This window comes from Massilia sp. SYSU DXS3249, assembly GCF_053668055.1.
Genome location: NZ_JBSIPX010000002.1, coordinates 272609 through 287190, shown reverse-complemented (window position 1 = coordinate 287190; position 14582 = coordinate 272609). Strand labels below are relative to the sequence as shown.

At 63.6% G+C, this 14582-nt stretch carries 11 protein-coding genes; 10 read left to right on the top strand and 1 reads right to left on the bottom strand.

Going from position 1 to position 14582, the window contains the following annotated elements; translation table 11 throughout:
* Nucleotides 1-153 precede the first annotated feature (153 nt).
* On the top strand, nt 154-1194 hold the full coding sequence (locus tag ACWCIA_RS03530; RefSeq protein WP_454161018.1) for a phospholipase A: 1041 nt from the start codon (nt 154-156) through the stop codon (nt 1192-1194).
* A gap of 284 nt (nt 1195-1478) precedes the next feature.
* Nucleotides 1479-2459, top strand: coding sequence for a fumarylacetoacetate hydrolase family protein (locus ACWCIA_RS03525; protein WP_454161016.1), 981 nt, complete (start codon nt 1479-1481; stop codon nt 2457-2459).
* Between the two features lie 2 nt (nt 2460-2461).
* Here ACWCIA_RS03525 and ACWCIA_RS03520 read toward each other — a convergent pair whose 3' ends face one another.
* Nucleotides 2462-3649 carry a hypothetical protein gene (locus ACWCIA_RS03520; protein WP_454161014.1) on the bottom strand — a complete coding sequence of 396 codons (1188 nt, stop codon included), beginning with the start codon at nt 3647-3649 and terminating at the stop codon, nt 2462-2464.
* A 373-nt stretch (nt 3650-4022) separates the two neighbouring features.
* Between ACWCIA_RS03520 and ACWCIA_RS03515 the strand changes: the two genes are divergently transcribed.
* The 8 genes from ACWCIA_RS03515 (at nt 4023) to ACWCIA_RS03480 (ending at nt 14564) form a co-directional block, all read left to right on the top strand.
* A complete protein-coding gene (locus ACWCIA_RS03515; RefSeq protein ID WP_454161012.1) occupies nt 4023-5147 on the top strand; it encodes an MraY family glycosyltransferase in 1125 nt (374 codons plus the stop codon).
* A 465-nt stretch (nt 5148-5612) separates the two neighbouring features.
* A complete protein-coding gene (gene galU, locus ACWCIA_RS03510) occupies nt 5613-6518 on the top strand; it encodes a UTP--glucose-1-phosphate uridylyltransferase GalU (protein ID WP_454161010.1) in 906 nt (301 codons plus the stop codon).
* A 235-nt stretch (nt 6519-6753) separates the two neighbouring features.
* On the top strand, nt 6754-9099 hold the full coding sequence (locus ACWCIA_RS03505; RefSeq protein WP_454161008.1) for an SLBB domain-containing protein: 2346 nt from the start codon (nt 6754-6756) through the stop codon (nt 9097-9099).
* Nucleotides 9100-9134: 35 nt separating this feature from the next.
* The gene (locus ACWCIA_RS03500; RefSeq protein ID WP_454161007.1) at nt 9135-10322 is read left to right on the top strand and encodes a GumC family protein; all 1188 of its coding nucleotides are present in this window, start codon (nt 9135-9137) and stop codon (nt 10320-10322) included.
* A 235-nt stretch (nt 10323-10557) separates the two neighbouring features.
* The gene (locus ACWCIA_RS03495) at nt 10558-11859 is read left to right on the top strand and encodes a hypothetical protein (protein WP_454161005.1); all 1302 of its coding nucleotides are present in this window, start codon (nt 10558-10560) and stop codon (nt 11857-11859) included.
* A gap of 11 nt (nt 11860-11870) precedes the next feature.
* Nucleotides 11871-12437 carry an acyltransferase gene (locus ACWCIA_RS03490; protein ID WP_454161003.1) on the top strand — a complete coding sequence of 189 codons (567 nt, stop codon included), beginning with the start codon at nt 11871-11873 and terminating at the stop codon, nt 12435-12437.
* Nucleotides 12434-13567: an NAD-dependent epimerase/dehydratase family protein gene (locus tag ACWCIA_RS03485; protein ID WP_454161001.1), complete on the top strand. Its 1134-nt coding sequence runs from the start codon at nt 12434-12436 to the stop codon at nt 13565-13567. The genes ACWCIA_RS03490 and ACWCIA_RS03485 overlap by 4 nt, the downstream gene beginning before the upstream one ends.
* Before the next feature lie 55 nt (nt 13568-13622).
* Nucleotides 13623-14564: a glycosyltransferase family 2 protein gene (locus tag ACWCIA_RS03480; RefSeq protein ID WP_454160999.1), complete on the top strand. Its 942-nt coding sequence runs from the start codon at nt 13623-13625 to the stop codon at nt 14562-14564.
* The last annotated feature ends 18 nt before the right edge of the window (nt 14565-14582 follow it).

The following is a 14582-nucleotide window of genomic DNA, read 5'->3' as shown; positions in this document are numbered from 1 at the left end:
GGGAACGGACAGGCGTGCGCCGGAGAGCCCGGTTTTCACGCACACTGCATGCCGACTCGCGTCGAACGTGGTCGACGTTGTGCAATCAAAGTGCGGCAGTCGGGTGCGGCGGCGCATTTTTTGCAACCGTTTCCCCGCTTTTCCTCGTTGACGATGCCGCATCCACACCGCACCCTCCTGCTCTCCCTTCCCCTGTTGTACGCCGCCTCCGCCTTTGCCCAGGACACCCCGAAAGTCCTGGCCGACTGCGCCAACATCGCCGACGACGGCGCGCGCCTGGCCTGCTTCGACAAGCTCGCCGCCACGCCCGCGCCGCGCACCGAAGCGGCGGTCGTCGTCAACCCTGCCGACGGCAGCGAGACCGCCACGGTGCCGGTGGTCACGGCCCAGCCCTCGGCCGAGAGCAGCGCCAGGTTCAGCCAGCTCGACCACTGGGAGCTGGACCAGCCCTACGAGCGCGGCGTCTTCAAGTTTCGCCCGCACCACGGCAGCTACCTGATGGCCACGCGCACCTACCGCCCCAACGAAGAGCCCTACCTGCCGTACCGCCGCCTGGCCGACAACAGCAACCTGTCGAAGACCGAGCTGGCCTACCAGCTGAGCTTCAAGATGAAGATGGTGGAGGGCGCCTTCGGCAAACCGGTCGACCTGTGGTTCGGCTATACCCAAAACAGTTTCTGGCAAGCCGCCAACAGCAAGGCCTCAAGCCCCTTCCGCGAGACGAATTACCAGCCCGAAGTCATGGCCATCGCTCCGATCGGCATCGACCTCGGCGGCCTGCACCTGCGCCACGTCGGGATCGGCCTGAACCACCAGTCGAACGGCCAGTCGGGCACGCTCTCGCGCAGCTGGAACCGGCTGTACGCCCAGCTCGGCGTCGAAAAGGGCGGCCTGTCGGCCACGGCGCGCGTCTGGAAACGCCTGAACGAAAGCGACGACGACAACCCCGACCTCGTCGACTACATGGGCCGCGGCGACCTGGCGCTGGCCTACCGCCGCGACGGCCACATCTATTCCTCGACCCTGCGCTACAACTTCCACACCAACCGCGGCGCCGTCCTCGCCGGCTGGGCGTTTCCGCTGGCGGGCAACCTGAAGGGCTATGCGCAGTTCTTTGGGGGGTATGGGCAGAGTCTGATCGACTACAACTATTTCCAGAGGTCGCTGGGGATCGGGGTGCTCGGGCTGTTTTAACCCCGGCTCCCGCCGAAGGGACGTAGGGTGGGCACCCCGTGCCCACGCGGAACGATGAACAATGTTAGCGCCACCAAGATATTCGGTTAGCTCTATTCTGAACCCAAGCGAGATGCCATCCGGCGCTAACTTTGCGCGGCGGGAGAGCTAACAATGAGCACAATTCCGCGTGGGGGCATTGGAGCCGGGGCTTCAATGCCGGGTGCCCACCCTACGAAACCCGGAAACATTGCAGGAAATCCGGCGCGCAATACAATAGCGCTCCATTCATTTCCACACCGCACATGAAACTTGCCACGATCAAGGACGGCAGCCGCGACGGCCAGCTGGCCGTCGTTTCGCGCGACCTAAAAAGCGCGCACATGGCCGACGCGATTTGCCCGACGCTGCAGGCGGCGCTCGACGACTGGGCCTTCATCGCGCCCCAGCTCGACGCCCTCTACGCCCAGCTCAACGCAGGCCAAGCTCGCCGCGCCTTCGACTTCGACCCGGCGCGCTGCATGGCGCCGCTGCCCCGGGCCTTCCAGTGGGCCGACGGCTCGGCCTACGTCAACCACGTCGAACTGGTGCGCCGTGCGCGCGGCGCCGAGATGCCGGCCTCGTTCTGGGAAGATCCGCTGATGTACCAGGGCGGCAGCGACGACCTGCTCGGCCCGATGGACGACATCGTGCTGGCGCACGAAGAGTGGGGCATCGACTTCGAGGCGGAAGTGGCCGTCATCGTGGACGACGTGGCGATGGGCGCCACGCCCGACGAGGCGCACGGCCGCATCCGGCTCCTGATGCTGGCCAACGACGTATCGCTGCGCAACCTGATCCCGGACGAGCTGGCCAAGGGTTTCGGCTTCCTGCAGTCGAAGCCGGCAACAAGTTTTTCCCCGGTGGCGGTGACGCCCGACGAGCTGGGCGACGCCTGGCGGGGCGGCAAGCTGCACCTGCCGCTGCGTTCGACCTGGAACGGCCACCTGGTCGGCCAGCCCGACGCCGGTGTCGACATGGTCTTCAACTTCCCGCAGCTGGTCGCCCACTTAGGCAAGAGCCGCAACGTGCGCGCCGGCAGCATCATTGGCTCCGGGACGGTGTCCAACAAGGATGCCAGCCGCGGCTACTCGTGCATCGCCGAGCAGCGCTGCGTGGAAACCATCGCCGACGGCTCGCCGAGCACACCCTTCATGCGCTTCGGCGACCGGATCCGGATCGAGATGCTCGACGAGAAGGGCAAGTCGATCTTCGGCGCCATCGACCAGGTCGTGAAGAAGAGCTAAGCTTAGCGGACCTGGCTGGACGTGTGGGCTTGCGCGCTCCAGAAGTCGCCCTGCGCATCGGCGCCGCGCAAATCGACTTCGACCGGCCGGGAAATACGCCGCGCGGTGCGCGCCAGCCGCAGGCTGCCGTCGGGCGCGTGGACCCGGTACCAGAGCAGGGCGACGCCCGACAGGCGCAGCTTCTGGCCACCGAACAGGCTGTCCTTGACGATGCTCATGCCTTCCAGGCGCAGGTCGAAGTCCAGCAGCTGCGTGCCTTCGGTGCGTGCCGCGTAGCCGAGGTAGCGCGCGGCGTTGGAGAGCGGGCTCTTGTCGCCGGTTTCGCCGGCCCGCAGCGAGTCGATGAAGGCGTCGACCGCCTTCAGGGTCGCACCGGCGGCGTTGGCCACCGCCGTCATGTCCTTTTTCTGGTCCCCCTTGGCGGCGTCGGCCAGTTTGAGGAGCTGGGCAATGCGGTTGGCATAATCGGCGCGGTGGTTCGCCAGCGCGCGCAGCTTGCCGAGCAGGCGCTCATGCTCGGCCTGGTGGAGTTCGCCAAGGTAGCCGCTGCCCAGCCCCGCCATGCGTTGCGGGCAGGACTGGGCGAGGGCGGTGACGAACAGCGCGCGGGCGCCCTCGCCGTAGGCAAGGCCGGCGGCGCTGACGTCGCTCTTGAAGAGCGATGCGGTATCGGCCGAGGCGCGCAGTACCGCCGGCACGACCGTCAGGGCAGCCGACAGGGTGCCGAGTACGGCGCCGGGTGGCGTATGTGAGTCGATATACAATTGTAATTGTTTATTCCTGCGCGCCAGCTCGTCAGCCAAACGCAGGAGTGCATCGTTAACGCTGCGGGCGGCGACGACGCCCTGGCTGGCAAGCGGCTCGTACACGGTCACGAGCGCGTCAGGCGGCAAAGCCGCGCACACCTCGCCAGCGAGCTCGTTGGCCAGGTCGAAAGCGCGCACCAGGCCGGCCGCGCCGAACTGCCGGGTATCGATGGCGCCCGCCTGCGGCCGCGACAGCGCCGGCGGCAGCTGCGCAAGCAGGGCGGCCCGCTCTGCTTCGTAGGTCGCCTGGCGTGCTTCGGCCTCGCGCTGAGCGGCCTGTGCCTGCGTCGTGGCCTGAAGGATGCGTGTTTCAAGCGCGGAGTTGGCGGCGTCGAAACGGTCCCGCGTAAGCGGCTGGGCCAGTGCCGGAACGCCTTGTGTCATACCGAGGAATGCACCGAACAATAATATGTGGAAACATATTTGAACACGCGGAAAGAAACGCATGGTTGGCTCCAAATTAAAGTGTAACGGGGTGTAAAACTCCAGTATCTAAGCGTCGCGGAAATACGTCAGAAACTGTAACAAATTGTCGGGAAATATTATTAAAGTTCGCGTCGAGTGTTATTGCTGTTTTGCAATCTACTGATAAGTCTCAATAAATATGCTGTGAAATCAGTGAGTTGGAAAACGCATATGTCGAACACATGGAATCGGGACAACGGCGCACGACACTTGTCATGTTGCTGCTTTCTCGGGAGAAATGCGTTAGAATTCGGCGCTTAAAGATGTCATTACGGATCCTGTGGAAACCCAATTGATTGCCCTTGAAATCGGCTTGACGGTATCGCTGGTGTGTTCCCTGCTGCTGGTCGCAACGACGCGCTGGCACGGCAGGTTCACCCTGGACGCGACACGTGGCATCCAGAAATTCCATAGCGTGCCAACCCCACGTATCGGTGGGTTGGCGATCATGCTTGGATTGATCTTCGCCTGTGCGGTCTCCAGCCCGTCCCAGCAGAACCTGCTTGCGCCCCTGTTAGCGGCAGCAGCACCCGCATTCCTGTTCGGTATTGCGGAAGACATGACGCGCCGCGTTTCGATCGGCGCGCGCCTGGTCGCGACCATGGCCAGCGGCCTGGCCTGCTGGGTCCTGACCGGCGCCAGCATCGTCGCCACCGGCGTGCCTTTCCTCGACGGGGCGCTGACCTGGCTGCCACTGTCGGTCCTGTTCACCGCCTTTGCCGTGGGTGGTGTGGCCAATGCCGTCAATATCATCGACGGCTTCAATGGCCTGGCGAGCGGCACGGTCATCATCGGCCTGCTGGCTCTCGGCTTCATTTCGCTCGAGTGCGGCGATGTCGAACTGGCGCAACTGTGCTTCACCGTGTGCGCCGTGACCGCGGGTTTCTTCCTCGTTAATTTTCCTTTCGGCAAACTGTTCCTTGGCGATGGCGGCGCTTACCTGCTGGGCTTCCTGCTAGCCTGGCTATCGATTACGCTTGTGCACCGCAATCCGGATGTATCGCCCTGGGCGCCGCTGCTGACCTGCGCCTACCCTATCTTCGAAACCGTGTTCACAATCGTGCGCCGCCTGTGGTGTCGCCGCCATCCGGGCAGGCCCGACAGCTGCCACCTGCACAGCCTGGTCAAGATCGCGATTGCCGGCCGTTACTTCCGCAAGTTCAGCGCCCCGATGCGCAATGCCCTGGTGTCGCCGTTCTCGTGGTTGCTGGCAGCCGTACCGGCGCTGCTGGCCATTAGCTTCCCCTCCGATTCGCAAGCACTGCTGCAGGGAACCGTAGCCAGCTTCGGCCTCTATCTGACGTTCTACTGGTATGTCGCCTCCGCGGCCCGCGCAAGGCGGCGCCGTGCTACCCGGCCCGCAAGCCGGCCGGTCGCACTCCCCACGGTCGATTCGGAAGCCTCGCTGCAGGCGTGAACCGCAGGCGGCAACGCCTGCGCTTTTCCAGTCGTGTTGAGAAAAAACAACATACGACCGCGTCCCTTTATTGCCCCTGTGATTTTTCACAAAATTGCTTGCATTGATTACCAGGTAGGCATATTTGGGCTCAAATCTCTCCAAAACTAGCCACCAAAAGGGCATCTAGGCAGATCTCCCGAATATCTGCCGCGCCTGCCGTGACAATGTCACGCGCGTCCTCGAAAAGGAAGCGCTGCGCCCGTAAGGATGGGTTCCCGGCGGCCGGGCTGGGTCTGGGAGAACATCAGCCGCTACGCTACAATGTCCAGTTCCTGACTTGTCGGTCAATGTATTGGTTTAGAACGTAGCCATCGCCTTGCGGCAGGTCCGTCTTTTGGTGTCAGGGAAATCCGAATGTTTTGCGATGGGGTATTCGGGCAATAAACTCCATCCAGAATGTGTTGTTGATTAAGATTGCGAGAAATGACCAGGATTAGAAAGGCAGTGTTTCCGGTAGCCGGATTTGGTAGCCGTTTTTTACCTGCAACCAAGGCCCAGCCCAAGGAAATGCTGCCGATTGTCGATAAGCCTCTAATCCAATATGCGGTCGAAGAGGCGGTAGCGGCGGGAGTGACTGAAATGATTTTCATCACCGGCCGCAATAAGCGCGCGATCGAGGATCATTTTGACAGGGCCTATGAACTCGAGTCCGAACTGGCGGCGGCGCACAAGCATCAACTGCTCGAGGCGGTGCGCGGCGTGATACCCGCGCATATCAATTGCATCCACATCCGCCAGCATTCGCCTCTCGGGCTGGGGCATGCCGTCCTCTGCGCCCGGCCCGTCGTCGGCAACGAGCCTTTCGCAGTCCTGCTGGCGGACGATTTCATGGACGTCACGCCGCCCTGCAAGCCGGTCCTGGCTCAGATGACCGAGGTGTACAAGTACGAGAAATCAAGCATCCTCGCGATCCAGGACGTGCCGCGGGCGCTCACGGGGCAATACGGCATCGTCAGCGCCACACTCTACCGCGACCGGCTGGAGCTGGTCTCAGGGGTCGTCGAGAAGCCGGAACCGGCGGTCGCCCCGTCGACGTCGGCCGTGGTTGGGCGCTATATCCTGTCGCCTGCGATCTTCGACAAGCTGGAGCAGATTGGCGCGGGCGCGGGCGGCGAACTCCAGCTAACCGATGGGGTTGCCGCGTTGATGAAAGACGAGCGCGTGCTGGGTTACCGTTACGCTGGGCAGCGCTACGACTGCGGCTCCAAGCTCGGTTACCTGAAAGCGTCGGTTGCGGTCGGCCTGCGCCATCCGGAAACGGCGGAGGGATTTGCCGCCTACCTGAACGGGTTTTCCGCGGGCGATTTTCCGGATTTGCAAGAGCAATAAGGAATGTGGAAATTCTTCCATAATTAATCTGCGATTACGACCTGTTAAATTGCCGCGCCAAGCCCGCGCGGTGGTGATTGTTTTGAAAGAGCGGGGGTTTTGTTGTGGCAAATATGCTGCATCGGTTCACCTGGGCGGGCTTTGGCGTTTATTGCCGCAATCAATATTTTCTTTATACAGGGAAAGAAGCTAAAATCTCGGATTGCTTCACTCCTGCATCAATCTCCCTACATTCATGCTCAAGATTAGCCCTGTTATCGCGGCCGTTGCCCTGGCCTTGTCTTCACTCACCCATGCCCAGGAATTGCCGAACCAGTCGGACATGTTCGGTCAAGAGCCAAGCGCGCTGGAATCGACGTCGCCTGCGGCCAACCTGGCTGTGCAGCCGGCCCCGCGCCGCGTTTCCATCGTCAACGGTCCGCAAGGACTCCCTGCCGGCCAGGCCGGCGCGAACGGGGTGGCGAACCAGCAGGCCGGCGAAGCACTGCGCCGTGCCGACGCCCAGGCCGCCGCGAAAGCCAGGCCAAAAAGCGAATTCCAGAAATTCATCTTCGAAAATGCCGGGAAAGACTTGCCGGTCTTCGGCGCGGCCTTCTTCGCCAACGCCCCCTCGACCTTCGCGCCGATCCTGAATTCGCCGGTGCCGGCGGATTACCGGCTGGGCCCTGGCGACGAGTTGCTCGTGCGCGGCTGGGGGTCGATCGATATCGACTACCGCGCCACGATCGATCGCAACGGGACGATCGCCATTCCGACGGTCGGCACCGTGGTACTGGCCGGCGTGCGCGCCGGCGATGCCGAAGGGCTGATCCGCGCGGCGGTCGGCCGCATGTACAAGGGCGTCACCGTCAACGTCAATTTCGGCCAGTTGCGCGCGATTACCGTGTACGTCGTCGGCCACGCCAGCAGCCCGGGCACCTATACCGTATCGAGCATGTCGACCCTGGTGACGGCCCTGTTCGCCAGCGGCGGTCCGAACCCCAACGGCAGCATGCGTAATGTCCAGGTCAAACGGGGCGGCAAAGTCGTTGCCGAACTCGACCTGTATGCCTTCATCGCCAAGGGCGACAAGTCGGCCGACATCAAGCTGCAGGATGGCGACTCCATCTATATCCCGCCGGCCGGCGGCTATGTCGCCCTGACCGGCAAGGTCAATTCGCCCGCGATCTACGAACTGAAGTCGCGCAGCGACACCGTCGAAACCCTGCTCGATTTCGCCGGTGGCGTCCCGGTGGTCGCGGACCCGCGCCGTGCCTTCCTCGAGCGCATCGATCCGGGCAGCAGCCGTCCGCGGACAGTCGAGGAGTTCGCGCTGACGGGCGAGGGCATGAAGCGCACGCTGAAAAATGGCGACGTGCTCAACATTACCTCGATCACGCCCGATTTCGCCAACGCGGTGATCTTGCGCGGCAATGTCGATCAGCCGATCCGTGCATCGTTCCGCAGCGGCATGCGCGTCAGCGACCTGATTCCCAGCCGTGAATACCTCCTCACGCGCGCTTCCACCCGCCGCCAGAACAGCCTCGCGTCGGCCAGCGACGAGCCGCGCGCCGGGGAGGGCGAGGACAAGACCGAGAGCATTGCGGCACGCATCGGCAACCTCATCGACGAGGTCAACTGGGACTACGCGGTCGTGGAGCGGATCAACCGCGCCGACCTGAGCGTGAGCCTGGTTCCCTTCAACCTGGCCAAGGTGTTCTCCAATCCTTCCGGACCGGACAATATCGTGCTGCAGCCGGGCGACACCGTGACCATCTTCTCCCAGCACGACGTTGCCGTGCCGGTCGACCGCCGCAAGGTCTTCGTGCGCGTCGAGGGCGAAGTGGCCGTGCCCGGCGTGTACCAGATGAGCGCCGGCGACACCCTGCAGTCCCTGCTGGCAAAGGCCGGCGGACCGACCAACAACGCTTACCTGTTCGCGACCGAGTTCTACCGCGAGACGGTGCGCAAGCAGCAGGCGCAGAACCTCGAGAAGGCGGCCCTGCGCCTCGAAGCGCAGTTGCGCAACGAGCAGGCGCGGGTGGTTGCCAACTCCCGCAGCGCGGAAGCCCTGGCCATTGCCGAAGCCCAGCGCCAGGCGGCGGTGCAGACCGGCAAGGAAGTCATCGAACGCGTGCGCCACCTGAAGCCGAACGGCCGTATCGCATTCTCGCTGTCGCCGGATGAGCGTTCCTTCGCCCGCCTGCCTGCATTGAAGCTGGAGAACGGCGACCGCCTGGTGGTGCCGGCAAGGTCGGAATTCGTGAACATCGTGGGCGCGGTCAACGCCGAGGCCTCGCCCCTGTGGCGCCCCAACGCGCGCCTGAAGGACTACCTGGACACCGTCGGCGTGACGACCGAAGCCGACACCGACAATGTCTTCGTCATGCGCGTCGACGGCACGGTCGTCAGCGAGCGCGGACGCGGCTGGTTCGGCAGCATCGGTAGCCTGCTCCTGATGCCTGGCGACACCATCGTCGTGCCGGAGAAGTTTGACAAGGAAAGTGCCTGGACCAAGTTCACCCAGGGCACGCGTGAATGGGCGCAAATCTTTGCCAATTTCGGCCTTGGCGTAGCCGCCGTGAAAACGCTGAGCGACTAAAGCCCAGCGGACCAACCCACCAATCGACGTAGAGAATGAATCCAGTCCAGTCCAGGCTCCCCGGCAAAGCCGAGAGCGAAGATGTCAACCTGATCGATATCCTGATCGTGTTGGCCAAGCATAAACGGCTGATCGTGGCCGTGCCCCTGGTGGTCGCGGTGCTGGCGGCTGCAGCCAGTCTCCTTTTGCCGAACATGTACCGGGCAACGACGCGCCTGCTGCCGCCGCAGCAGTCGCAGTCCGGTGCGGCGGCGCTGCTGTCGCAGCTCGGCGGCGTCGCCAGCCTCGCGGCAGGCGCGGCCGGCCTGAAGAACCCGAGCGAAATGTATGTCGGCATGCTCCGCAGCCGCACGCTGGCCGACCGCCTGATCGCGAAATACGACCTGAAGAATGCCTACGATGTCGAACTGTTCGACAAGGCGCGCAAGGAGCTCGAGGAGAACACCACGATCCTGTCGGGCAAGGATGGCCTGATCACGATCGACGTGCTCGACGAAGACCGCAAGCGCGCCGCCCAGATCGCCAATTCCTACGTGAGCGAACTGGTGAAGCTGACCAGCACCCTGGCCATCACCGAGGCCGCCCAGCGCCGGATGTTCTACGAGAAGCAGCTCGAGCAGGCCAAGAACAACCTGGCGTCGGTGGAAGTCGCGCTCAAGTCGGGGCTCGATACGCGCGGCGTGATCAGTGTCGATGTCGAAAGCCGCGCCGCCGTCGAGACCGTCAGCCGCCTGCGCGCGCAGATCTCGGCGAAGGAAATCCAGCTCAACTCGATGCGTGCATTCGTGACCCCGGCAAACCCCAACTTCCGCCGTGTCGAAGAAGAGCTGTCCAGCCTGCGCGGCGAACTGTCGCGGCTGGAAAACGGCCGCCCGGACATGAAGGGCAGCGAAGGCCAGACCAGGGCCGGCCTGGAGAACATCAAGCTGCTGCGCGACGTGAAGTATTACCAGATGCTCTACGAACTGCTCGCCAAGCAGTACGAACTGGCCCGGCTCGACGAGGCAAAAGAGCCGTCGATCATCCAGGTGCTCGACCCGGCCATCGAGCCGGAACGCAAGGCCAAGCCGCAGCGCGCCCTGCTGGTGGCCATCGCGGCCATCCTGGGCTTCTTCGCGGCAATCGGCTGGGCCTTCCTGCGCGAAGCGCGCGAGAAGATGCTCGCCTCGCCCCAGCACGCTGAACACTGGGGCCGGTTCAAGGCGCACCTGAGGGGCAAATAAGGGAACCCATCCGTTCGTTTCCCCCTGTGAATGCGGGCAGGCCGGCAACGGCCTGTCAAACGGTGTTCGCCAGGGCATGTACCCGTGCGGGGGAAGAAACGCGGTTCCAGCCAGCACACTCCGACCATTTCTCGACCGTCTATTGATGACCTCTGGTTCTCTTCGCGCACTGTTTTTCAAAAATGCTTTCGCCAACATCGTTGGAGGGGCGAGCGCGGCCGCGTTCAACCTGTTGTTGCCGGCATTGACCGTCCGCTACCTGAGCAAGCTGGAGTTCTCGGTATGGACGCTGGTGCTGCAGGTGATCGTCTATGTCCACGTGTTCGGCTTCGGGCTGCAGACCGTCATCACCTATTACATCGCGCGCCTCAATGCCCAGGGGAGTGTAGAGGCCCAGCGCACCACCGTGCGCGCGGCCCTGACGCTGGCCGCCTGCTTTACTGCCGCCGCCAGCTTCGTCGTCGTGGTCCTGGTGGCGCTGTACCCCTACCTGTTCTCCACCGTGCCGGCTGAATTGACCACCGAGTTTCGCATTGCGATTGCCGTGCTGGGCTTCTCGGCCGCCTTCCAACTGATGGCGCTCGTGCCCGCCGGCGTGTTCTTCGGCCTGCACCGGAACATCATCCCCGTCGCCTCGCAGGTCCTGGTGCGCGCGCTGTGCCTGGTGTCGCTCTGGTGCGCCATCCAGCTGGAGGCGGGCCTGTTGACCTTGTCGATCACCCTTGCCGTGTGCGGGGCGCTGCTGGTGCCGGCAAATTTCCTGGCAGCGTGCAAGTGGGCAGGCACGATGTTCCGTCCGCTTGCAGCCGGCGACAGAAGCACCGTCAAGGATTTGTTCCATCACTGCAGCGGGCTCGCCGTCTGGAACGTGACGATGTTGCTCGTGAATGGGATGGACGTGCTGCTCGTCGGCTACTTCGATTTCGGGCGCGTGGCCGCGTTCTCCCTGGCCGCCACGGCAATCACCATCTTTGTCGGCGTCATCCAGGCGCTACTCAACCCGCTGGTCGCGCTGGGCTCGAGCCTGCATGCGCAGCCGGACCAGGCGGGCAGCCTGCAGGCGCTCCTGATCAGGGCCAGCAGGTACTGTTCGGCCTTCCTGATCCTGGTGCTGGTCGGATTCGTGCTGGTCGGCGGCCCGGTGCTGGAACTCTGGACGGGACCGGCGTATGTCGGCGAAGTCGCGCCCTTCCTCATGGTGTTGTTGCTGGCACAGGCAGTGCGCAACCTGATGGCGCCTTACGCCGTCCTGCTGATCTCGGTCGGCATGCAGCGCAAGGCGCTGCTGCCTGCGATGGTCGAGGGTGTCGTCAATCTCGGTACGAGCATCGTCCTGGCGCAGCAGATGGGCGCGATGGGCGTTGCCTATGGAACGCTGATCGGCGCCGTCGCGGGTGTCGCGGGCACCCTGCTGCTCGTCGTCGGGAAAACCGGGAATCTCGTGTCGTCCACCCGCATCTTCGTACAGAAAGCCATCGCGCTGCCGATGTGCGGCATTACCTTCATCCTTCTCTATTCGCTCTACGGAACACAATGAAGCCTGTTAAGTTGCTCAAGAGCCTGGCAAAAGAACTGTTGTACCGCCCCCGGTTCCGGAAAATGGGGACCGGCTCGGTGATCCTGCTGCCGCGCTGGCTGTACAACAAAAAGAACGTCCAGGTCGGCGCCAACTGCATGATCGGCCGTTTCGCGGTCATCAACGCAGTCACCGATTATGCCGGCAAGCGCTACGAGCCGGCGATCGTGATCGGCGACGACGTCTACATCGGCGGCCATGCGCAACTGCATTGCATGAACAGCCTGACGCTGGAGCAGGGCTGCGTGCTCAGCGAGCATGTCTATATCTCCGACATCGCCCACGGCTTCGATCCCGACAAGGGCCTGATCCTGGACCAGGAACTTGAAAGCAAGGGACCGGTGCACGTCGGCGAGCATACCTTCATCGGTTTCGGCGTGTCCGTCATGCCCGGCGTCACGCTCGGCAAACGCTGCATCGTCGGCACCCGCTCGGTCGTCACCCGTTCCTTCCCGGACTATTCCATGATCGCCGGAAGCCCCGCCAAATTAGTGAAACGCTACTGTTTAGAAACGAAATCTTGGATTAACGCACAATGAACATTCTCATCACCGGCGGCGCCGGCTTCATCGGATCGAACCTGGCGGCAAAACTCGTCGCTGCCGGACACGAGGTCACCATCCTCGACAACCTGTCGCCGCAGATCCACGGCGCCGAACCGGAACAGACGTCGCCGCTGTACCAGGGCATCAAGGACAAGGTGCGTGTCGTGCTTGGCTCGGTGTGCGACGCCGCGGCCTGGGAAGCGGCGCTGCCCGGCCAGGACGCGATCGTCCACCTGGCCGCCGAGACCGGCACCGGCCAGTCGATGTACGAAATCAAGCGCTATGTCGACGTCAACGTCGGCGGCACCGCCCTGATGCTCGACCTGCTCGCCAACACGAAGCACCAGGTCAGGAAGGTGGTGGTCGCCTCGTCGCGTTCGATCTACGGCGAAGGCAAGTACCGTACGCCGGGCGGCGCGATCGTCTATCCGGGCGCGCGCAAGGACGACGACATGCGCGCCGGGCGTTTCGACCCGCTGTGCGCAGAGACCGGCGCCGCGCTCGAACTGCTGCCGACCGACGAGGACTCGAAGATCCATCCGTCGTCGGTGTACGGCATCACCAAGCAGAACCAGGAACAGATGGTGATGACGGTGTGCGCCTCGATCGGCATCGGCGCCACGGCCCTGCGCTACCAGAACGTGTACGGCCCCGGCCAGTCGCTGAGCAACCCTTACACCGGCATCCTGTCGATTTTCTCGACCAGGATCAAGAACGGCAATGGCCTGAGCATTTTCGAAGACGGCAAGGAAAGCCGCGATTTCGTGTTCATCGACGACGTCGTCGAGGCGACCACGCTGGCCCTGACCAGCGATGCGGCGAACGGCGAGGTGTTCGGCATCGGCTCGGGCGTGCCGACCGACGTCCTGACGGTGGCCGGGATGCTCGTCAAGCATTACGGCGTCGAGGTGCCGATCCAGGTCACCGGCGCGTACCGGCTCGGCGATATCCGCCACAACTACGCCGACCTCGGCAAGGCGCAGCGCCTGCTCGGCTTCCAGCCGAAAGTCGATTTCGACGAAGGCATCCGCCGCTTCACGGCCTGGGTCAACACCCAGGAAGTGAAAGCCGACCGTTACGAGCAGAGCATTGCGGAAATGAAGAGCCGCGGCCTGTACAAATAAATGTGTTCTGGCGCCGGCGGACCCGCACAGGGCCGCCACGCCTGCTGGAGGAATGATGAGCAGTAAGAAAATCGGCGTGGTCACGGTCACGTTCAACAGCGCGACGGTACTCGACGACTTCATGCAATCGATGCTGGCGCAGACGCACGCGAACTTCGTGCTGTACGTCGTCGACAATGCGTCCACCGACGCCACGCTGGACGTGCTCGCGAACTACCCGGATGCGCGCGTGGTCACGATCGCGAACGCCGAGAACCGCGGCGTCGCCGAGGGCAACAACCAGGGCATCGAGCGCGCCCTGGCCGACGGTTGCGACGATGTCCTGCTGCTCAACAACGACACCCGTTTCGAAGCGGCCCTGTTCGCCAAGATGCTGGCGGCGGCCGAGCGCCACGGCGCCGACATGCTGGTGCCGAAAATGATGTACCACGACCCGGAAGACATGGTCTGGTGCGCCGGCGGGACCTTCGACGCCGTGCGCGCCTGCAAGACCGTGCATTTCGGTGACCGCGAACGCGACCGCGGCCAGTTCGACACGGCGCGCCGGATCGACTATGCGCCGACCTGCTGCATGCTGATCCGGAAAGCGGTGTTCGAACGGGTCGGCACGATGGACAAGAATTATTTCGTCTATTACGACGATACCGACTTCTGCATGCGCGCGCGCGAGCAGGGCGTCTCGCTCTGGTACGACCCGAGCGGCACGCTGTACCACAAGGTCAGCAGCCTGACCGGCGGCGAGACGAGCGACTTCGCGATCCGGATCTGCACCCGCAACAAGGTGTACTTCATCCTCAAGCATTACAGCAAGCCGGCCGCGCTGTTCTGGCTCGCCGTGTACCAGCTGCAGTTCCTGGGCCGCCTGGCCGCCGGGCGCGACAACCTGGCGACCTACCGCAAGAAGCTGCGCTCGTTCCGGATCGGCCTGTCGATGTTCTCGCGTGCCTCGCAGGGCATCGAGGACGCGATCCCGCGCCTGACGCCGACCAATTACTAAGGCCCGACCGCGCGTCCT